At 69.1% G+C, this 21225-nt stretch carries 13 protein-coding genes and 1 pseudogene; 13 read left to right on the top strand and 1 reads right to left on the bottom strand.

The features are described from left to right. Positions 1-24: 24 nt before the first annotated feature. The gene (locus tag ACIRPX_RS02865; RefSeq protein ID WP_404187514.1) at positions 25-990 is read right to left on the bottom strand and encodes a hypothetical protein; all 966 of its coding nucleotides are present in this window, start codon (positions 988-990) and stop codon (positions 25-27) included. A 137-nt stretch (positions 991-1127) separates the two neighbouring features. Here ACIRPX_RS02865 and ACIRPX_RS02860 point away from each other — a divergent pair, with 137 nt between their 5' ends. From ACIRPX_RS02860 to ACIRPX_RS02800, 13 genes and pseudogenes are all read left to right on the top strand, one after another. Beyond that, complete coding sequence (locus ACIRPX_RS02860; RefSeq protein WP_404187513.1) at positions 1128-3758, top strand: valine--tRNA ligase; 2631 nt, start codon at positions 1128-1130, stop codon at positions 3756-3758. Between the two features lie 108 nt (positions 3759-3866). Further along, positions 3867-5351 carry a bifunctional folylpolyglutamate synthase/dihydrofolate synthase gene (locus tag ACIRPX_RS02855; RefSeq protein ID WP_404187512.1) on the top strand — a complete coding sequence of 495 codons (1485 nt, stop codon included), beginning with the start codon at positions 3867-3869 and terminating at the stop codon, positions 5349-5351. Between the two features lie 6 nt (positions 5352-5357). Next, entirely contained in the window at positions 5358-5714 is a 357-nt protein-coding gene (locus tag ACIRPX_RS02850) for a DUF4233 domain-containing protein (RefSeq protein ID WP_404187511.1), read from the top strand. Between the two features lie 134 nt (positions 5715-5848). Further along, positions 5849-6262, top strand: a complete 414-nt coding sequence (gene ndk / locus ACIRPX_RS02845) for a nucleoside-diphosphate kinase (RefSeq protein ID WP_404187510.1) — start codon at positions 5849-5851, stop codon at positions 6260-6262. A gap of 266 nt (positions 6263-6528) precedes the next feature. Further along, entirely contained in the window at positions 6529-7548 is a 1020-nt protein-coding gene (locus ACIRPX_RS02840; RefSeq protein WP_365962333.1) for a rod shape-determining protein, read from the top strand. A gap of 154 nt (positions 7549-7702) precedes the next feature. Beyond that, positions 7703-8641, top strand: a complete 939-nt coding sequence (gene mreC, locus ACIRPX_RS02835) for a rod shape-determining protein MreC (protein ID WP_404187509.1) — start codon at positions 7703-7705, stop codon at positions 8639-8641. Positions 8642-8660: 19 nt separating this feature from the next. After that, complete coding sequence (gene mreD, locus ACIRPX_RS02830; protein ID WP_404187508.1) at positions 8661-9344, top strand: rod shape-determining protein MreD; 684 nt, start codon at positions 8661-8663, stop codon at positions 9342-9344. A gap of 138 nt (positions 9345-9482) precedes the next feature. Continuing rightward, complete coding sequence (gene mrdA / locus ACIRPX_RS02825) at positions 9483-11735, top strand: penicillin-binding protein 2 (protein WP_404187507.1); 2253 nt, start codon at positions 9483-9485, stop codon at positions 11733-11735. Continuing rightward, complete coding sequence (rodA, locus tag ACIRPX_RS02820) at positions 11732-12928, top strand: rod shape-determining protein RodA (RefSeq protein ID WP_404187506.1); 1197 nt, start codon at positions 11732-11734, stop codon at positions 12926-12928. Before mrdA ends, rodA begins: the two co-directional genes overlap by 4 nt. 86 nt (positions 12929-13014) lie before the next feature. Further along, entirely contained in the window at positions 13015-14757 is a 1743-nt protein-coding gene (locus ACIRPX_RS02815; RefSeq protein WP_404187505.1) for a CHAD domain-containing protein, read from the top strand. A 136-nt stretch (positions 14758-14893) separates the two neighbouring features. Further along, positions 14894-16864 (top strand): TIGR03960 family B12-binding radical SAM protein, encoded by a 1971-nt coding sequence (locus tag ACIRPX_RS02810; protein WP_404187504.1) that lies wholly within the window; start codon positions 14894-14896, stop codon positions 16862-16864. Positions 16865-17335: 471 nt separating this feature from the next. Beyond that, positions 17336-19396 carry a restriction endonuclease gene (locus ACIRPX_RS02805; protein ID WP_404187503.1) on the top strand — a complete coding sequence of 687 codons (2061 nt, stop codon included), beginning with the start codon at positions 17336-17338 and terminating at the stop codon, positions 19394-19396. Between the two features lie 568 nt (positions 19397-19964). Then, a pseudogene (locus ACIRPX_RS02800) lies at positions 19965-21122 on the top strand (IS256 family transposase); the annotation flags it as partial. Positions 21123-21225 lie beyond the last annotated feature (103 nt).

The following is a 21225-nucleotide window of genomic DNA, read 5'->3' as shown; positions in this document are numbered from 1 at the left end:
CGGGCCCTTCCCACGTCGTCGCGGCTACGCCTTGACGCGGACGTCGTTGCGCAGCTTGGCCGCGGTGGCCGCCGTGTCGTCGATCGAACCGCCCTTGCCGCTGGCGAGTTCGGCGAAGCCGAAGGACGTGACCACGGCGACGGTGCTGTGGTCACCCCAGATGCACATCGGCATCTTGATGGTCTTCGCCGCACCGGCGCTCGAACTGGACGAGTCGGTGTTCTCGATCTGGGCGACCTGGCACTTCATGATGCCGTTCTTGAAGCCCGCGGGCGAGACCTTCTCGGGGCTGCCGAGCATCTTGCCCTTGCTGCTGTCGCCGCTCTGGTCCTTCTGGGACTCCGACTTGACCTTGGCGAACATCGCGTCGACGACCGCCTCCGGGTCGTCGATGGTGCCGTAGACGCCGCTGAAGGACAGGCTGGACGCGCTGAGCCCGGTGCCCTTCTGGTAACCGGCGCTGACGTCGGTGGGGTTCTGCACGCCCCACTTCTCGAAGTCGGCCTTGTCGTCGTCGGTCATCTTGTCGCTGGAGCCGCCGTTCTCCGACTTCTTGTACTGACCGTCGATCACCGTCGCGGGCGTCGTCAGCTTGTGCGCGCCGTCGTCGGCGACGGACGCACCGCCGCCGCCGGAGCCGCCGCCGATCACGAAGTACGCGCCCACCGCGATGGCCGCCACCACGGCGACCGCGCCGATGATCAGGCCGGCCTTCTTGCCGCCGCCGCCGGACTGCGGGGGCTGCGGGGCGCCGTAGGGCTGCTGGCCGTACGGCTGCTGCTGCGGGTATCCGTAACCGGGCTGCTGGGGCGGCACGCCCTGCGGGGGCTGCTGCGGGTAGCCGTAGCCCGGCTGGGCCGGCGGCTGCTGGGGGTAGCCGTAGCCGGGCTGGGGCGCCTGCGGCGGCTGCTGGCCGTAGGGTCCCTGCTGGCCGTACGGTCCGGGCTGCTGGGGCTGCCCGCCGTACGGGCCCGGCTGGTTGTGACTCATTTCTGGGTTCCCCTCCAGATGCCTTATGTGTTGCCGACATCCTGGCGCAGGCCGGGGGCGCACGTTCCGCCGGGGCCCCCACCGTTACAGAACAAACGCGTTTCGGGACTGCCCTGTGACACCCCTAAACTGAGCGCGTGACCGAGAACGCTCAGCAGCAGCCACCAGCGCCCAGCACCGAACTGCCGACCCAGTACGCGCCGGCCGACGTAGAGGGGCCGCTGTACGAGCGCTGGGTGGAGCGGGGCTACTTCGAGGCGGACGAGAAGAGCGACAAGCCGCCGTACACCATCGTCATCCCGCCGCCGAACGTCACCGGCAGCCTGCACCTCGGGCACGCCTTCGAGCACACCCTCATCGACGCGCTGACGCGCCGTAAGCGCATGCAGGGCTTCGAGACCCTCTGGCAGCCCGGCATGGACCACGCCGGCATCGCCACGCAGAACGTCGTCGAGCGCGAGCTGGGCAAGGAGGGCAAGTCGCGGCACGACCTCGGCCGCGAGGCGTTCGTCGAGCGCGTCTGGCAGTGGAAGGGCGAGTCCGGCGGCCAGATCTCCGGGCAGATGCGCCGCCTGGGCGACGGCGTCGCATGGTCGCGTGAGCGCTTCACCATGGACGAGGGCCTCTCCCAGGCCGTCCAGACCATCTTCAAGCGCCTCTACGACGACGAGCTGATCTACCGCGCCGAGCGCATCATCAACTGGTGCCCGCGCTGCCTGACCGCGATCTCCGACATCGAGGTCGAGTACCAGGACGACGACGGCGAGCTCGTCTCCATCAAGTACGGCGAGGGCGACGAGACGGTCGTCGTCGCCACCACGCGCGCGGAGACGATGCTCGGCGACACCGCCGTCGCCGTCCACCCCGGCGACGAGCGCTACCGGCACCTGATCGGCCGGCAGATCAAGCTGCCGCTGACCGAGCGCTCCATCCCCGTCGTCGCCGACGAGCACGTCGACCCCGCGTTCGGCACGGGCGCCGTCAAGGTCACCCCGGCCCACGACCCGAACGACTTCGAGATCGGCCGGCGCCACGACCTGCCGGCCATCGCCGTGATGGACGAGCACGCCGTCATCACCGTCCACGGCCCCTTCCAGGGCCTGGACCGCTTCGAGGCCCGCTCGGCGATCGTCGCCGCGCTGCGCGCCGAGGGCCGGATCGTCGCCGAGAAGCGGCCCTACGTCCACTCCGTCGGCCACTGCTCGCGCTGCAAGACCACCATCGAGCCGCGCCTGTCCATGCAGTGGTGGGTCAAGGTCGGCCCGCTCGCCAAGGCCGCCGGCGACGCGGTCCGCGACGGCCGCGTCAAGATCCATCCGCAGGAGATGGAGAAGCGCTACTTCGACTGGGTCGACAACCTCCACGACTGGTGCATCTCGCGGCAGTTGTGGTGGGGCCACCGCATCCCGGTCTTCTACGGCCCGAACGGCGAGGTCGTCTGCGTCGGCCCCGACGAGCAGCCGCCCGGCACCGAGGCGGAGGGCTGGAAGCAGGACACCGACGTCCTCGACACCTGGTTCTCCTCCGGCCTGTGGCCCTTCTCCACGCTCGGCTGGCCCGAACAGACCGAGTCGCTCGCGAAGTTCTACCCGAACTCGGTCCTGGTCACCGGCTACGACATCCTGTTCTTCTGGGTCGCCCGGATGATGATGTTCGGCCTGTACGCGATGGACGGCACCCCGCCGTTCCACACCATCGCCCTGCACGGCATGGTCCGCGACCAGTTCGGCAAGAAGATGTCGAAGTCCTTCGGCAACGCGGTCAACCCGCTGGACTGGATGGACAAGTACGGCTCCGACGCGCTCCGCTTCACCCTCGCGCGCGGCGCCAACCCCGGCGTCGACGTCCCGATCGGCGAGGACTGGGTCCAGGGCTCGCGCAACTTCGCCAACAAGATCTGGAACGCCACGCGCTTCGCGCTGATGAACGGCGCGACGGTCGAGGGGCCGCTGCCCGACGCGGCCGAGATGTCGTCCACGGACCGCTGGATCCTGTCCCGGCTCAACTCCGTCGTGGCCGAGGTCGACGCGCTCTACGAGGACTACCAGTTCGCGAAGTTGTCGGACGCGCTCTTCCACTTCGCCTGGGACGAGGTCTTCGACTGGTACGTCGAGCTGTCCAAGACGACGTTCCAGGCGGGCGGGGCGGCCGCGAAGGTCTCCCGGCGGGTCCTGGGCGAGGTCCTCGACGTCACGCTGCGGCTGCTGCACCCGGTCGTCCCGTTCGTCACCGAGACCCTCTGGACCACCCTCACGGGCGGCGAGTCGGTCGTGGTCGCCGAGTGGCCCGCGGACAGCGGCTTCCGCGACGCCGCCGCCGAGCGGGAGATCGAGTCCCTCCAGTCGGTCATCACCGAGGTCCGCCGCTTCCGCGCCGACCAGGGCCTCCAGCCCGGCCAGCGGGTCCCGGCGCGGCTGTCCCTCGACGGCACGGCCCTCGCCCCGCACGAGGCCGCCATCCGCCAGCTGCTGCGCCTGCAGCCGGAGGGCGAGGCCTTCACGGCCACGGCCACCCTGCCGGTCGGCGGCGCGGAGGTCGCCCTCGACCTCTCCGGCACGATCGACGTCGCGGCGGAGCGCAAGCGCCTCGCCAAGGACCTCGCCGCCGCCGAGAAGGAGAAGGCGCAGGCCAACGCCAAGCTGGGCAACGAGGCCTTCCTCGCGAAGGCCCCGGACCACGTCGTGGACAAGATCCGCACACGCCTGGCGAAGGCCGACGAGGACATCGCCCGCATCCAGGCCCAGCTGGACCGCCTGCCCCAGCAGTAGCCGCTTTTCCAGGGGCGCGGGGAACTGCGCGATCAGCCACAGACTTCCCCGCGCCCGCCGAACGGGACCAGCCGCCCCTCCCCGTGGGCGCACGCCTAAACTGGCCCTGTGAGTGAAAGCGACCCCTTCGACGAGATCATCGCCGCCGAACAAGACCGCGATCCCGATCTCGCCGTCATCGAGGCCGGCAGCCGCACCCTGCGCACCCAGGGCGGTCCGCCGGAGGCGGACGTGCCCGCGCGCCCGGAGGACCCCGAGCTCGACAAGGCCCTGCGCGAGGTCGAGGCGGAGCTCGCCACCCGCTGGGGCGAGACCAAGCTGGAGCCGTCGGTCGGCCGGATCGCCGCGCTGATGGACGTGCTGGGCGAGCCGCAGCGCTCGTACCCCTCGATCCACATCACGGGGACGAACGGCAAGACCTCCACGGCCCGCATGATCGAGGCCCTGCTCGGCGCCTTCGAGCTGCGCACCGGCCGCTACACCTCCCCGCACGTCCAGTCGATCACCGAGCGCATCAGCCTCGACGGGGCGCCCATCGGCGCCGAGCGGTTCATCGAGACGTACGAGGACGTCAAGCCGTACGTCGAGATGGTCGACTCCCAGCAGGAGTACCGGCTGTCCTTCTTCGAGGTGCTGACCGGCATGGCGTACGCCGCCTTCGCCGACGCGCCGGTGGACGTCGCGGTCGTCGAGGTCGGCATGGGCGGCTCCTGGGACGCCACGAACGTCATCGACGGGGACGTCGCCGTCGTCACCCCCATCGACCTCGACCACACCGACCGGCTCGGCGGGACGCCCGGCGAGATCGCCACCGAGAAGTCCGGGATCATCAAGCAGGACGCCACGGTCATCCTGGCCCAGCAGCCCGTCGACGCGGCCCAGGTGCTGCTGAAGAAGGCCGTCGACGTCGACGCCACGGTGGCCAGGGAAGGGCTCGAGTTCGGCGTCGTCGCCCGCCAGGTCGCCGTCGGCGGACAGCTGCTCACCCTGCGCGGCCTGGGCGGCGAGTACGACGAGGTGTACCTCCCGCTGCACGGCCCGTACCAGGCGCACAACGCCGCCGTGGCGCTCGCCGCCGTCGAGGCGTTCTTCGGCGTCGGCGCCCAGCGGCCCGAGCCGCTCGCCATCGACACCGTCCGCAAGGCCTTCGCCGCCGTCTCCTCGCCCGGCCGCCTGGAGGTCGTACGGCGCTCGCCCACCGTCGTCCTGGACGCGGCCCACAACCCGGCGGGCGCCCGCGCCACCGCCGAGGCCGTGGGGGAGGCGTTCGACTTCAGCCGGCTGATCGGCGTGGTCGGCGCGAGCGGCGACAAGAACGTACGCGGGCTCCTGGAGGCGTTCGAGCCGATCTTCGCCGAGGTCGTCGTCACGCAGAACTCCAGTCACCGCGCGATGGACGCCGACGAGCTCGCCGCGATCGCCGTGGAGGTCTTCGGCGACGAGCGCGTCCAGGTCGAACCGCGGCTGCCCGACGCCCTGGAGGCCGCGATCACGCTGGCCGAGGAGGAGGGCGAGTTCGCGGGCGGCGGTGTGCTCGTCACCGGTTCCGTCATCACCGTCGGCGAGGCCCGACTGCTCCTGGGAAGGGGCTGACCACCCGTGCGTACGCTCTGTGCCTCGACCCTGATCGGCGAGTTCTTCGTGATCGGCTTCGCCGGCCTGGTCGCCATGAAGGACCCCGGCCTGACCACGGCGACGGTGTGGACGGTCAGCGGCGTCGCGATGTTCCTGTGCCTGGCGCTGTGCGGCGTGGTGACGCGTCCGGGCGGCATCGCCCTCGGCTGGATCCTCCAGGCCGCGCTCGTCGCCTCCGGCTTCGCCGTCCCGACGATGTTCTTCCTGGGCGCGGTCTTCGCGGCCCTGTGGTGGGCCTCGGTGCACTACGGCAGAAAGATCGACGAGGCGAAGGCGCGGTTCGCGGCGGAGGCCGCCTCCTCCACTCCTGACGCTGCGTGACACGGCTCCGGACACGCCCTGTAATCTCGGGCCTGTCGTCGAACACCCGCCTGCCCGGCGTCCGGGCGCACGACGGGAGTTCGGCGACAGGACCGCGAACACCCGCAACGCCCTTGATCCCTAGGAGCACCGCCGTGACCCAGCGCACCCTCGTCCTGCTCAAGCCCGACGCCGTCCGCCGTGGCCTGACCGGCGAGATCATCGGCCGCATCGAGCGCAAGGCCGGCTGGCGGATCACGGCGCTGGAGCTGCGCACCCTGGACCAGGACACGCTGGAGCAGCACTACGGCGAGCACAAGGGCAAGCCCTTCTACGAGCCGCTGGTGGAGTTCATGGCCTCCGGCCCCGTCGTGGCGCTGATCGTCGAGGGCGAGCGGGTCGTCGAGGGCGTGCGCGCGCTCGCCGGACCGACGGACCCGATCGCCGCCGCGCCCGGCTCCATCCGTGGCGACTACGGCGTGATCGTGCGGGAGAACCTCATCCACGCCTCCGACTCCGAGGAGTCCGCCGAGCGCGAGGTGAAGATCTTCTTCCCCGGACGCGCGTGACCTCAGGGCCGGAGGAAGCACGAGGTCGATACGTTTGCCCTCGATCTTCTGGCATATGCGTGGCGATCGAGGGAACGAGAGCCCCCGAACGCCCCTCTCACCAAGCGAACGCACCCAGCATCTGCTGACAATGGCGGAGACCCTTACGCAGTGTTCGTGCAGGCGCCATTACGATGGAAGCCTTCACGTCACAGCACCCACTTCGCCTACCTGAAAAGCCCTCAAAAGCTCCCAGGAAGGCCAGACGAATCCTGATGGGGAACTCAATGTCGTTCATCGGCCGTGACATGGCTGTCGACCTCGGGACCGCCAACACGCTGGTGTACGTCAGGGGTCGCGGGATCGTACTCAACGAGCCGTCCGTCGTCGCGATCAACACCAACACCGGTGGCATCCTCGCGGTCGGCGCCGAGGCGAAGAAGATGATCGGCCGGACTCCTGGCAACATCGTTGCCGTACGACCTCTCAAGGACGGCGTCATCGCCGACTTCGAGATCACCGAGCGGATGCTCCGCTACTTCATCCTGAAGATCCACAAGCGGAGGTATCTGGCCCGGCCGCGGGTCGTCGTCTGTGTGCCCTCGGGCATCACGGGCGTCGAGCGCCGTGCCGTCATCGAGGCGTCGTCCCAGGCGGGCGCGCGCCAGGTGCACATCATCGAGGAGCCCATGGCGGCCGCCATCGGCTCCGGCCTGCCGGTCCACGAGGCCACGGGCAACATGGTGGTGGACATCGGCGGCGGCACCACCGAGGTCGCGGTCATCTCGCTCGGCGGCATCGTCACCGCCCAGTCCATCCGCGTCGCGGGGGACGAACTGGACAACGCGATCATCCAGCACATCAAGAAGGAGTACAGCCTCCTCCTCGGTGAGCGGACGGCCGAGCAGATCAAGATCACGATCGGTTCGGCGTACGAACTCGACTCCGACGAGCACACCGAAATCCGCGGCCGGGACCTGGTGTCCGGGCTGCCCAAGACCGTCGTCGTCTCCGCCGCCGAGGTCCGCAAGGCGATGGAGGAGCCGGTGAACGCCATCGTCGACGCCGTCAAGACGACCCTCGACAAGTGCCCGCCGGAGCTGTCCGGCGACATCATGGACCGGGGGATCGTACTGACGGGCGGCGGGGCGCTGCTGCGCGGACTCGACGAGCGGCTGCGCCGGGAGACCGGCATGCCCATCCACATCGCCGAGGATCCGCTGGACAGCGTGGCGCTCGGATCCGGCAAGTGCGTGGAGGAGTTCGAGGCGCTCCAGCAGGTGCTGGACGCCCAGCCGCGCAGATGACGTAACGCTTCGATTCCGCCGTACGAGACGACCTCCTCTCGTGCGGCGGATCGTTGATATGGAGGCATAGGCTCACGCGTAAGCCTCTGCACACCCCAACATCTGAACACCCAAACCTCTGCACATTCCTATGAGGAAGGCACGGCCGCCGCACGTGAGGGACACACGAGAGAGCCGGCTGCTCCTGGTGCTGCTGATCGCCATCGCGTTCGCGTTGATCACGGTGGACATCCGCGGTGGGCAGGATTCACCGGTCGACGGCGCCCGCCAGGTGGCGGCCACGGTGTTCGGCCCGGTCGAGAACGGCGTGTCGTCGGCGGTCAACCCGGTCGGCGACGCGGTCTCCGCGGTCCGCGACTCGGGCACCCGCCACGACCGGCTCGCCCGTCTGGAGACGGAGAACGCGGCCCTCAAGGCGAAGCTCGGCAGCGACGACCGCAACGCCAGTCGGCTCAAGCAGCTCGACACGATGCTGAAGGTGGCCGCCGAGGGGCAGTACGGCATCAAGGGCGCCCAGGTCATCGCCATAGGAGCGGCGCAGGGCTTCTCCTGGACGGTCACCCTCGACATCGGCGCCAACGACGGCATCAAGCGGGACATGACCGTGCTCAACGGCGACGGTCTGGTCGGGCGGGTCACCAACGTCGGCCCCGACGTCTCGACCGTCCTGCTCGCCAACGACCCGGACTTCACCGTCGGCACCCGCATGGAGAACAGCGACGAACTCGGCTTCGCCTCCGGACAGGGTGACCGTCCGCTGCGTGTCGAACTGCTCAACAGCAAGGCGGACGTGAAGAAGGGCGACCGGCTCGTCACCTTCGGCTCCCAGGCGGACAAGCCCTTCGTACCGGGCGTGCCGGTCGGCGTGGTCTCGCGCGTGGACCCGTCCGGCGGCGACCTGACCCGCACCCTGTACGTCACGCCGTACGTCAGCTTCACCAAGCTCGACGTCGTGGGCGTCGTCGTCGTGGCCCCGAAGAAGGACCCGCGCGACACGGTCCTGCCGAAGAAGCCCAAGCCGACCCCCACGCCGACGGTCACCGTCACGGTCACCCCCTCGGCCAGTGCGCCCGTCGCCGGCCAGACCCCGTAGCAGTAGGAGCTGAATCCCCATGCGCGTCAACCGGATCCTGCTCTCCGCGGCCCTGATCGTGGTGGCCATGGTGCTTCAGGTCAGCGTCCTCGCCCGGCTCCACCTGCCGGGCGCCGTGCCCGACCTGCTGCTGCTGACCGTGCTGGGCCTGGCACTGGTCTACGGCCATGTCGGCGGCGCCCTCGTCGGCTTCGGCGCCGGCCTGCTCGCCGACCTCGCGCCGCCCGCCGACCACGCAGCCGGGCGCTACGCCCTGGTGCTGTGCGTCATCGGCTACCTCGCCGGACTGGCCAAGCCGGACCACGGGCGGCTGAAGTCGGCCACCGGCCCGATGGCCGTCGTGGTCGCCGCCGCCATCGGCTCGACCCTGCTGTACGCGGGCGTCGGCACCCTGGTCGGCGACACCGCGGCCCGCCATGTCGGTCTCGTCGGCCTGCTGTTCACGGCGGCGCTCTACGACCTGCTCCTCGCGCCCTTCGTGGTCCCCGGGGTCATGTTCCTCGCCCGGCGCGCCGACAACGACCCGCTCGCCGCGGAGGCGTCCTCCTCGTCCAAGAAGACCAGCGACATCTCCTCCGGCTGGATCTCCGCCGGCACCGGCCTCAAGGTCGGCGGCCAGCGCGGCGCCCTGGGCGGCCTGAAGACCAGGGCCAGAACCCGCACCGCGCGCGTGGGGCGCATCAAGGGCGTCAAGCGGCTGTGAGGGCGCGGAAGTTGACGGCCGTCGTTCACAGGTCCGTCGGATATGACTCGTACGCACACCGACAGGGGGAGGCAGCCGCAGTGACCACCGCCCACCACCCGTCTCCCACCACCACCCCCGAGGGACTGGGCCTCGCCCATGACTAACATTCCGGAGACCGGACGGACCCCACGAGTCCAGATCCGCCTCGTCGTCATCCAGATTCTCGTCCTCTCCCTGCTCGGGACCCTCGGCGGCCGGCTGTGGTACCTGCAGATCCGCGAGGGCTCCGCCTACGCCAAGGAGGCGTCCGGCAACCACGTCCAGCAGGTGGTCCAGCCCGCCGTGCGCGGCTCGATCCTGGACGCACGCGGCGTCCCGCTCGCCGACAACGAGACCCGCCTGGTGGTCTCCGCCTCCCGTACCGACCTGCTGAAGATGAAGGACGACGGCAAGGCCGTCCTGACCAAGCTCGCCGGGGTCCTGGGCATGGATCCCACGGAGGTCATGCAGCGGGTCCGGCTGTGCGACGCCAAGACACCGCAGCCGTGCTGGAACGGCTCGCCCTACCAGCCGATCCCCATCACCGACGAGGCCACCGCCCGCCAGGCCATGCAGATCCGCGAGCGCTCCGAGGACTTCCCCGGCATCACCGCGGAGCCCGAGGCGCTGCGCCGCTACCCGGCCCCCGGCAAGTCCAACACCGCCCAGGTCCTCGGCTACCTCTCGCCGGTCACCGACGAGGAGCTCACCAAGGCCCAGGACACCGACTCGCCGTATCTGCGCTCCGACCAGGTCGGCCGCAGCGGCCTGGAGCGCCAGTACGACAAGGAGCTGCGCGGCAAGGCCGGCGTCACCCGCTACGAGGTCGACAACCTCGGTCGGGTCATCGGCAAGGCCAAGTCGGACGCGGCCCAGCCCGGTTCGAACCTCGTCACCAGCATCGACTCCCGCGTCCAGCGCGTCGCCGAGTACGAGCTGGACACGGCCATGAAGACCGCCCGCCAGCAGTACGACAAGATCACCGGCGAGAACTACAAGGCCGACTCGGGTGCCGTCGTCGTGATGGAGGCCAAGACCGGCCGCATCGTCGCTATGGCCTCGGCACCGACCTACGACCCGAACGTCTGGGTCGGCGGCATCTCCGCCAAGGACTACAAGCAGCTCACCGGCAAGGGCTCCGACTACCCGCTGCTCAACCGCGCCATACAGGGTCAGTCCGCGCCCGGTTCCACCTTCAAGGTGGTCTCCACGGCCGCCGCGGTCGAGGCCGGCTACGTCTGGGACGGCGGCTACCCGTGCACCAGCTCGTACTCGGTGGGCGGCCAGGTCTTCAAGAACTTCGAGGGCGAGAACTTCGGCCCCATCTCGCTGGGCCGCGCCCTGGAGGTCTCCTGCGACACCGTCTTCTACGGCCTCGCCGACCGCGAGTGGAAGAAGGACGGCGGCATCAACCCGAAGAAGGGCCAGCCCAAGGACTACTTCTACAAGACCGCCCACCAGTTCGGCCTCGGCAAGCAGACCGGCATCGACCTCCCCAACGAGGTCTCCGGCCGCGTCCCGGACCGCCAGTGGAAGCAGGACTACTGGAAGGCCAACAAGGACGCCTGGTGCAAGTCCGGCAAGAAGAACGGCACCTACGTCGAGAAGATCGCCTACGAGAACTGCCTCGAGGGCAACAAGATGCGCGAGGGCGACTCGATCAACTACTCCATCGGCCAGGGTGACACGCTGCTCACCCCGATCCAGGAGGCGATGATCTACGGGGCGCTCGCCAACGGCGGCACCGAGTACGTGCCCACCATCGGCAAGGCGGTCATCAGCGCCGACGGCAAGACGGTCACGCCGATCAAGCCGAAGGTCAAGGCCAAGCTCCCGGTCAGCAAGGCCACCCTCAAGGGCATGGACAAGGCGCTCGCGGGCGTCATCACCAGCGGCACCGCCGCCTGGAAGTTCCAGGGCTGGCCGCAGGACAAGATCAAACTGCACGCCAAGACCGGTACCGCGGAGGTCTACGGCAAGCAGACCACCTCGTGGCTGGCCACGTACTCCAAGGACTACACGGTCATCATGACCATCGCCCAGGCCGGTACGGGTTCCGGCGCCTCCGGTGAGGCGGTGCGCCACATCTACAGCGCCCTCTACGGCGTCCAGGCCGACGGCTCGATCGACCACAAGAAGGCGCTGCTGCCCACCCCGCAGAAGGGCCTGCCGAAGGTCAGGACGGACGGCACGATCACCTCCCCGAAGGTCGGCAAGGACCCGGTCAAGGACCTCAAGAAGGCCCAGGAGCAGGGCGCGGCCGACCAGGGCGGGACCCAGCCGGCCGCGACCACGGCCTCACCGACCGCGACGAACCGGAACACCCGCAGGCGGGCGCGCAGGCGCGGGAACCGGAGGATGCTCGCATGACCGGCAACAGCTTCTCCGTCTCGGGATACGGGCCCCAGCGGGCGGGCTGGACGCGGATCTTCGCGCGTGACTCGCTCGCCCGCCGGCTGGACTGGCCGATACTGCTCGCGGCGCTCGCGCTGTCGCTGATCGGCATGGTCCTCGTCTACTCGGCGACCCGCAACCGCACCGAGATCAACCAGGGCGACCAGTACTACTTCCTCATCCGGCACCTGATGAACACCGGCATCGGGTTCGCCCTGATGGTCGCCACGGTCTGGGTCGGCCACCGCGCGCTGCGCACCGTCATCCCGATCCTGTACGGCCTCTCGGTCTTCCTGATCCTGCTGGTGCTCACCCCGCTCGGCTCCACGGTCAACGGCGCGCACTCGTGGATCGTGCTCGGCGGCGGCTTCTCCCTCCAGCCCTCGGAATTCGTGAAGATCACGATCATCCTGGGCATGGCGATGCTGCTGGCGGCACGGGTCGACGCGGGCGACAAGAAGTACCCCGACCACCGCACCGTCCTGCAGGCCCTGGGCCTGGCCGCCGTACCGATACTGATCGTGCTGCTCATGCCCGACCTCGGGTCGGTCATGGTGATGGTGGTCATCATCCTCGGCGTGCTGCTCGCCTCCGGCGCCTCCAACCGCTGGGTGTTCGGCCTCATCACGGCGGGCGCCCTGGGCGCGGTCGCCGTCTGGCAGCTGCACATCCTGGACCAGTACCAGATCAACCGGTTCGCCGCCTTCGCCAACCCCGCGCTCGACCCGTCGGGCGTCGGCTACAACACCAACCAGGCCCGCATCGCGATCGGTTCGGGCGGTCTGACCGGCGCGGGCCTCTTCCACGGCTCGCAGACCACCGGCCAGTTCGTGCCCGAGCAGCAGACGGACTTCGTCTTCACCGTCGCGGGGGAGGAACTCGGCTTCGTCGGCGCGGGGCTCATCATCCTGCTCCTCGGCGTGATCCTGTGGCGGGCCTGCCGCATCGCCCGCGACTCGACGGAGCTGTACGGCACGGTCGTCGCCGCCGGGATCGTCGCCTGGTTCGCCTTCCAGATCTTCGAGAACGTCGGCATGACCCTCGGCATCATGCCGGTCACGGGCCTGCCGCTGCCGTTCGTCTCGTACGGCGGCTCGTCGATGTTCGCGGTCTGGATAGCGGTGGGACTGCTGCAGTCCATCAAGGCGCAGCGGCCCATGTCGGCGTAGCGCACCTGGTGTTGCATGCGTGTTTGCCTGGGATTCGTCCCCAAGAGGCCCTGCCGCTCGGGGACGAATCCCACTAGATTCAGGTCATGGCGGACACAAAGCGTGAGATCGAGCGGAAGTACGAGTCCGACGACAGCGGTCTGCCCGATCTGACAGGCGTGGCCGGGGTCGACGCGGTCGTCGACAAGGGCGTCGCGCATCTCGACGCGACGTACTACGACACCGCCGACGAGCGCCTCGCCGCCTCCGCCATCACGCTGCGCCGCCGCACCGGCGGTGCCGACGCGGGCTGGCACCTGAAGTTCCCCGTCGCTCCCGGTGTCCGCGACGAGATCCACGCCCCGCTCTCCGACAGCCTGCCGCGCAGTCTCGCCGGCCTGGTCCGCTCCCGCGTCCGCGACGCCGAACTGCTGCCCGTGGTCCGGCTGCGGTCCGACCGCGACATCCGCGACCTCGTCGACGCCGACGGCCGGCTGCTCGCGGAGGTCAGCGTGGACGCCGTGCGCGCGGAGCGGCTCACCGGCGACGGCGGCGTCGCCCAGTGGACCGAGCTGGAGGTGGAGCTCGCCGACGGCGGCGACCCGGCCTTCCTGGACAAGGTCGACAAGCGGCTGCGCAAGGCGGGCGTACGGCCCTCCGGCTCGGCGTCGAAGCTGGCCCGGGCGCTGGCGGAGACGGCTCCACGAGGGAAGGCCGAGAAGGCCCAGGAGGCCGGGAAGGCCCAGAAGGGCGAGGAGGCCGGGCAGGCCGGGCAGGCCGGGCAGGCCGGTACGGGCGGGGAGGCCAGGGAGAGCAGGAAGGCCAGGAAGGCCGGGAAGGGCGGGAAGGCCGAGGAGGCGGGGAAGGTCGGCAAGGCCGGGGACAGGGGGAAGGGCGGGGACGCCGGGAAGAAGGCCGGGAAGACGGCTGGGAAGACGGCCGGGAAGACGGCCGGCGCGGGGCAGGGGCCCGGGGCTGCGGAGACGGCCGGCGACCATGTCCTCGCCTACATCCGCGAGCAGCGGGACGCCCTCGTCGAGCTCGACCCGGCCGTACGGCAGGACACGTACGACTCCGTGCACCGCATGCGCGTCGCCACCCGCCGCATGCGCAGCGCCTTCGGCTCGTACGCCAAGGTCCTCGACCGGACCGTCACCGATCCCGTCGGCGAGGAGCTGAAGTGGCTGGCCGCCGAGCTCGGCGTGGACCGGGACCAGGAGGTCCTGACCGAACGCCTCACCGCGGCGCTGAACGAGCTGCCCCGCACGCTGGTCCTCGGCCCCGTCCGCACCCGCCTGCGCACCTCGATGCACGCCCGGCACAGCGGATCGCGACGCCGGCTGATCGGTGTCCTGGACTCCCGGCGGTACCTCGCGCTGCTCGACAGCGTCGACGCGCTGGTCTCCGCACCGCCGCTGCGCCGGGCGGCCGCCGGCAGCCCGCAGCAGGTGATCGCCAAGGCCGTACGCAAGGACTTCGGAAAGCTGGCCTCCCAGGTCGAACGGGCCGTCGCCGCGGAACCCGGCACCGAGCGCGACCTCGCCCTGCACGAGGCGCGCAAGAAGGCCAAGCGCACGCGGTACTCGGCGGAGGCCGCCATCGCCTCCCTCGGCGACCCGGCGACCGTGCTGGCCAAGTCGATGAAGTCGCTGCAGAACCTGCTCGGCGACCACCAGGACAGCGTCATGACCCGCCAGACCCTGCGCGAGCTGTCGGCCGTCGCCCACGCGGCGGGGGAGAACGTCTTCACCTACGGCCTGCTCTACGGCCGCGAGGAGGCACGCGCCGCGGCGGACGAGGCGCAGCTGCCGGGCGCGTGGCGCGAGGTCACGGGCGGGATGCGGGTCTGAGGCGCGCGCACCGGCCGACCGGGCGGCGCGGTTCCGGCCGGCCCGCGGCGATCCGGGCGGTCGGGGCGGGCGCGGCGTCGCGTTAGGCTAGATGGTCACCCCTGTCAGTTCCGTCCAGCCCCCGAAGGTTTGCGAGATGCCTGCCGAAGTCGCTGCGGCCGCAGAGTCCGTGTTCCCGCAGCTCGAAGCTCTGCTCCCGCATGTGCAGAAGCCGATCCAGTACGTCGGCGGAGAGCTCAACTCCACCGTCAAGCCGTGGGAGTCCTGTGACGTCCGCTGGGCGCTGATGTACCCGGACGCCTACGAGGTCGGCCTGCCCAACCAGGGCGTCATGATCCTCTACGAGGTGCTGAACGAGCAGGAGGGCGTCCTCGCCGAGCGCACCTACAGCGTGTGGCCGGACCTGGAGGCGCTGATGCGGGAGCACGGCGTCCCGCAGTTCACGGTGGACAGTCACCGGCCGGTCAAGGCCTTCGACGTGTTCGGTCTCTCCTTCTCGACGGAGCTGGGCTACACGAACATGCTCACGGCCCTGGACCTGGCGGGCATCCCGCTGGAGTCGAAGGACCGCGGCCTGGACGACCCGATCGTGCTGGCGGGCGGCCACGCCGCCTTCAACCCCGAGCCGATCGCCGACTTCATCGACGCGGCGATCATCGGCGACGGCGAGCAGGCCGTGCTCGACATGACCCGGATCATCAAGGAGTGGAAGGCGGAGGGCCGCCCCGGCGGCCGCGAGGAGGTCCTCTTCCGCCTCGCGAGGACCGGCTCGGTCTACGTCCCGGCCTTCTACGACGTCGAGTACCTCCCCGACGGCCGTATCGCCCGCGTGGTCCCCAACAGGTCGGGCGTCCCGTGGCGCGTGTCCAAGCACACCGTCATGGACCTGGACGAGTGGCCGTACCCGAAGCAGCCGCTGGTCCCCCTGGCCGAGACGGTCCACGAGCGCATGTCGGTGGAGATCTTCCGCGGCTGCACCCGAGGCTGCCGCTTCTGCCAGGCCGGCATGATCACCCGCCCGGTGCGCGAGCGCTCGATCACCGGCATCGGCGAGATGGTCGACAAGGGCCTGAAGGCGACGGGCTTCGAGGAGGTCGGCCTCCTCTCGCTGTCCTCCGCGGACCACTCGGAGATCGGCGACATCGCCAAGGGCCTGGCGGACCGCTACGAGGACGACAAGATCGGCCTCTCCCTGCCCTCCACCCGCGTGGACGCCTTCAACGTCGACCTGGCGAACGAGCTCACCCGCAACGGCCGCCGTTCCGGCCTGACCTTCGCCCCCGAGGGCGGCTCGGAGCGCATGCGCAAGGTCATCAACAAGATGGTCTCGGAGGAGGACCTGATCCGGACCGTCGCCACCGCCTACGGCAACGGCTGGCGCCAGGTGAAGCTGTACTTCATGTGCGGCCTGCCCACGGAGACCGACGAGGACGTCCTGCAGATCGCCGACATGGCGATGAACGTGATCCAGAAGGGCCGCGAGGTCTCCCGGTCCAACGACATCCGCTGCACGGTGTCGATCGGCGGCTTCGTCCCCAAGCCCCACACCCCCTTCCAGTGGGCGCCGCAGCTCTCGGCGGAGGAGACGGACGCCCGCCTGGAGAAGCTCCGCGACAAGATCCGCGGCGACAAGAAGTACGGGCGCTCCATCGGCTTCCGTTACCACGACGGCAAGCCGGGCATCGTCGAGGGCCTGCTCTCCCGCGGCGACCGCCGCATCGGCGCGGTCATCCGCGCGGTCTACGAGGACGGCGGCCGCTTCGACGGCTGGCGCGAGCACTTCTCCTACGACCGCTGGATGCAGTGCGCGGACAAGACGCTGCCCGCGTTCGGCGTGGACGTCGACTGGTACACGACGCGCGAGCGCACCTACGAGGAGGTCCTCCCCTGGGACCACCTCGACTCGGGCCTCGACAAGGACTGGCTCTGGGAGGACTGGCAGGACGCCCTCGACGAGACGGAGGTCGAGGACTGCCGCTGGACCCCCTGCTTCGACTGCGGGGTGTGCCCGCAGATGGACACTTGGCCACAAGTAAGCAACAGCGGCAAGAAGCTGCTACCGCTGACGGTCAAGAAGGACGCTGCGAGCAGCGGTCACGGGCACTGACATGAGCGGGGCACTCGATCGGGTGGTTGAGGTCCTGGCGGGGGTGAGTGAGGACGAGGTGGCTGCTGTGTTGGCTACCGCCGGTGCGTCGCGTCGTCGGCCGCTCATGCCGGAGTGCGGGCCTCGGACGCCTTTGCCGGTGCCGTGCGGCTCCTCGGGTGTCGACTCCGAGGTGGAGTGGGTCTGATCCCCTCCGGGTCTCGGCTAAGCGGTGGTGCGAGCTTCTGAGCCCCCCTTCCTTTCACGGGAGGGGGCTCAGCCGTTTCGGTAACGATCTCGCAGTGCCGTCTGACGAACCCATGGTTACGCTATAAGAGTGGTGACCTGCGGAGATAGTCGAAGTGGGTTGCCTTTGGCAAGTCCGTAGGCGGGGCGGCTGTTGCTGGATACAGTCGTCTCGTCACTCCTGGTTGTGGGGGCAACCAGAGTCTTGGTCGGCGCCGCCGACGTCCTGGGGAGGGCTTGCAGCACATGAGTCGTCGTTCTAGTGGTTTTGTCGGCGTCTGGGCTGAGATGCAACGTCAGCAACAGCGTCAGCTGGAGGCTGAGGCCAGACGGCAGAGGGAGCAGGCGCGGCAGGCGCGCGCCTACCAGCGACATGTTGCGCAAACCCACCGGGAGTATCGGCAAGCGGAGGCCAGGCGGCGTACCGAGGAACTGGATGCGCAGGTGGCGTCCCTGCAAGGGGTGCTCGCTACTGGATGTCGGGCTCCGGCCTTCAGAGCGGCCTCGTTGATGCGCGCTGAAGCGGTTCAGCCCTTCTCACCTGGGCCGCTGGCGGTCCCGATTCCCATGCCGGACCCGAATCAGTACCGAGCCCAGGGTGGGTGGACTGCGAGTCGGCGGGCTCAGGCGGAGGCCGAGGCGCGTGCCCGCTTCGAACACGACTGGCATGCGGCGCAGGCCGCGGAGGCGCAACGGCAGCAACAGTTAGCGGCACAGCAGCGTGAGTACGAGCAGTGGGCAGAAGGACAGCGGTCGGAGGTGCGTCGGCACAATGCCGGTATTGTCGAAGTGACTGAAGGCGTTCGACGGGGGGACCCTGACTCCGTCGTCGAGTACTTCTCGGCGGCCCTCTATTCCTCGACGGCGTGGCCCGAAGGGTTCCCCCGGCAGGTTGCGGCAGCATACGACCCGGCGGCACGACAATTGGTGCTCGACTGGGAGTTGCCGGGGTACGGGGTCGTGCCTGAGGCGAAGTCGGTGCGGTATATGCCCACCGTTGACCAGGACAAGGAAACTCCGCGTCCCATGGGCCAGCGTCGGGCGTTGTACCGCGAGGTTCTGGCGCAGTGCATGCTGCTGGTGACGCACGAAATGTTCGCGGCTGACGAGTTCGATGCACTTGAGTCTGTGGCGCTGAACGGGTTCGTGGACGACCACGATCCGGCGACGGGGCGGCAGGCGCACATCTTCTTGGCGACTGTCATGGCACAGCGGTCGGTGTTCGCCGGGCTGCACTTGGAACAGGTGGATGCGGTCAGTTGCCTGACCGACGGTCTTCGGGGACAGCTTGCGTCTCGGCCGGACCAACTGGGCCCCGTGAGGCCTGCCCGCAAGCCGCAGGATGTCGGAAACCGCGTGGTCACTCACGGCGGCGACGAGGAACCAGATCTGTACGAGATGGATCCGATCGCTTTCGAGTCGCTTGTCGCTGACCTCTTCCGGGCCATGGGAATGCAGGCTGTGACGACACAACGCTCGAACGATGGTGGCGTGGACGTCGATGCCGTGGACCCCACGCCGATCCGTGGCGGCAAGATCGTCGTGCAGGTGAAGCGCTACCGCAACACTGTGCCCCCGACGGCTGTCCGTGACCTGTACGGCACGGTGCAGGACGCAGGCGCCAACAAGGGCGTCCTGGTGACGACAGCAGGGTTCGGTCCCGGCTCACACACTTTTGCCAACGGCAAGCCGTTGGAACTCATCTCGGGAAGCGAGCTCATCGACCTGCTCCACCGACATGGACTGCACGGACGCCTGGGGGAGGGGGGACGGGCAGTGCGAGCGCCGCAGCCAGTGCCGCAGAGCGCCACCACCTCACCCGACGACTACAACGTGTTGGGCATGTCCTGGTCCGGGAACGTTGCGCTGGATGTGTGCGCGCTTGTCTGCACCGGCAACCGAGTTCTAAGCGACGACCACTTCGTCTTTTTCAACAACCCTCAGACCCCGGACGGCTCGGTATGCGCGCTCCCGGCTGCGCACCCGGACAAGGCGGCAATTCGGGTCTCCTTCGACTCGCTGCCGGCGAGTGCCGACCGGTTCGTTCTGGCGGCTGCCGTTGATCCAGAGGTCAACCCGGAGGCGGATCTGTCTGGGTTCACGGACGCGTGTATCCGACTCCTCGACCCCGCGATGGCAGAACTCGGGCGCCTTGACGTCTCCGACGGGCGGCCTCAAGAGACTGCCTTGGTGCTCGGTTCTTTCCGACGTAGAACCAGCGGTGACTGGGATTTCGTGCTCGGCGGCAAGGGCTACATGGGCGGACTGGAGCAGCTCATTCAGGATTACGGCATCGAGGTGGAGTAGTGCGGTTGCGCTAATGTGTAATGGTGGGTTTGTCCGCAGATGGACACTTCCATCCAAATCGGCCCGACCGGCAAGAAACTGCTGCCACTGACGGTCAAGAACGCTGGTCAGGCGCCCGCTTCCGGTGGTCACGAGCACTGACATGAGCGAACCTCTTGCGCGGATTGCTGAGGCCCTGGCGGAGGCGAGTGAGGACGATGTGGTCGCCGCCCTGGCTGCTGTTGGCGCCTCAGTACGATGGTCCCCGACAACGGAGCGCGGTCCACACACGCCCTTGCCGAGGCCTGGAGGCGCTTCGGACATCCATTCAGAGGTGGAGTGGGTCTGAGGCGCCGTAGGGCTTCTGCGGGACATCGAAAGGCTCCGAGTCCCCTCCGTGGTTTGGAGGAGACTCACTGCGTCTTGTGAGGGGTCGGAACGGCCGCTGTGTCGTGGGTTACGTCCAGGGAAGTGGTGTACGGGTTCGACCTGATCCGGGGGTTTGCTCCGGCGTTGGGATGGGGCCCGCATAGATGAACGGCCACCGGCTGATCTTCGAAGTGTCGAAGCCTCGAAGGAGATCAGCACGATGACCGCACCCGACAGTCTGCCCCTGCACGGCCTCGCCGAGGACAACCTCGCCGCGGCGAGTCCCGATCTGCTGCGCGCGATGGTCAAGACCTTCGCCGACGCGCTCATGTCCGCGGAGGCCGACGCCCTCTGCAACGCCGACTTCGGGCAGGTCAGCGACGAACGCGTCAACCACCGCAACGGCTATCGCCCTCGCGAGTGGGACACCCGCGCCGGCACCGTCGAACTGGCCGTCCCCAAACTGCGGCAGGGCAGCCACTTCCCGCACTGGCTCCTTGAACGACGCCGCCGGGCCGAGCAGGCCCTCATCTCGGTGGTCGCCACCGCCTACCTGCTTGGCGTGTCCACCCGCCGAGTCGAGAAGCTCGCCGAGTCCCTCGGCGTCACCCAGCTGTCGAAGTCCCAGGCCAGCGCGATGGCCAAGCACCTCGACGAGCAAGTAGCCGCCTTCCGTAACCGGCCCTTGGACGCCGGGCCGTATGCATTTGTCTGGGTCGACGCACTGACCCAGAAGGTCCGCGAGGGCGGCCGGATCATCAACGTTCACGCGCTGATCGCGGTCGGCGTCAACGCGGACGGGCACCGCGAGATCCTCGGCATCGACGTCGCCACCGCCGAGGACGGCGCCGGCTGGCTCGCCTTCCTGCGCTCCCTGACCGCCCGTGGCCTGTCCGGCGTCCAGCTGGTCGTCTCCGACGCCCACACCGGCCTGGTGAACGCGATCGGCGCGGTCCTCCCCGGCGCCTCCTGGCAGCGATGCCGCACGCATTACGCCAGGAACTTGCTGAGCCAGGTGCCGAAGTCCGCCCAGCCGTGGGTGGCCACGCTGCTGCGGACGGTCTTCGAACAGCCCGATGCCGACGCCGTCCAGGCCCAGATGCGACATGTGCTGGACGCGATGGAGGCCAAGTTCCCCAAGGCGGCGGCCCACTTGGACTCCGCCCAGCACGAACTGCTGGCATTCACCACGTTCCCACGCGAGATCTGGCGGCAGATCTGGTCGAACAACCCACAGGAACGGCTGAACAAGGAGATCCGCCGCCGCACCGACGTGGTCGGCATCTTCCCCGACCGCACCGCCCTCATCCGACTCGTCGGCGCGGTGCTGGCCGAGCAGAACGACGAGTGGACCGAAGCCCGCCGCTACATGGGGCTAGTACCAACGCCGTGTAGTTAGGCGTGGGGTTGGTGTGTCAAGCCGTAGGAAGCAGAGATGGAGCTCCTGCTAGAACCGTGTCGACCAAGATCACTGTTCAGCA

This window comes from Streptomyces sp. NPDC101225 (genome assembly GCF_044767585.1).
GTDB lineage: Bacteria > Actinomycetota > Actinomycetes > Streptomycetales > Streptomycetaceae > Streptomyces.
This window is presented reverse-complemented; position numbering and strand designations above follow the sequence as displayed.

Excerpts from the sequence above, each read along its gene's own strand:
- ACIRPX_RS02865 (WP_404187514.1), bottom strand. The coding sequence starts at position 990 with ATGAGTCACAACCAGCCGGGCCCGTACGGCGGGCAGCCCCAGCAGCCC.
- ACIRPX_RS02840 (WP_365962333.1), top strand. The coding sequence starts at position 6,529 with ATGTCGTTCATCGGCCGTGACATGGCTGTCGACCTCGGGACCGCCAAC.
- mreD (WP_404187508.1), top strand. The coding sequence starts at position 8,661 with ATGCGCGTCAACCGGATCCTGCTCTCCGCGGCCCTGATCGTGGTGGCC.
- mrdA (WP_404187507.1), top strand. The coding sequence starts at position 9,483 with ATGACTAACATTCCGGAGACCGGACGGACCCCACGAGTCCAGATCCGC.
- rodA (WP_404187506.1), top strand. The coding sequence starts at position 11,732 with ATGACCGGCAACAGCTTCTCCGTCTCGGGATACGGGCCCCAGCGGGCG.
- ACIRPX_RS02815 (WP_404187505.1), top strand. The coding sequence starts at position 13,015 with ATGGCGGACACAAAGCGTGAGATCGAGCGGAAGTACGAGTCCGACGAC.
- ACIRPX_RS02810 (WP_404187504.1), top strand. The coding sequence starts at position 14,894 with ATGCCTGCCGAAGTCGCTGCGGCCGCAGAGTCCGTGTTCCCGCAGCTC.
- ACIRPX_RS02805 (WP_404187503.1), top strand. The coding sequence starts at position 17,336 with ATGAGTCGTCGTTCTAGTGGTTTTGTCGGCGTCTGGGCTGAGATGCAA.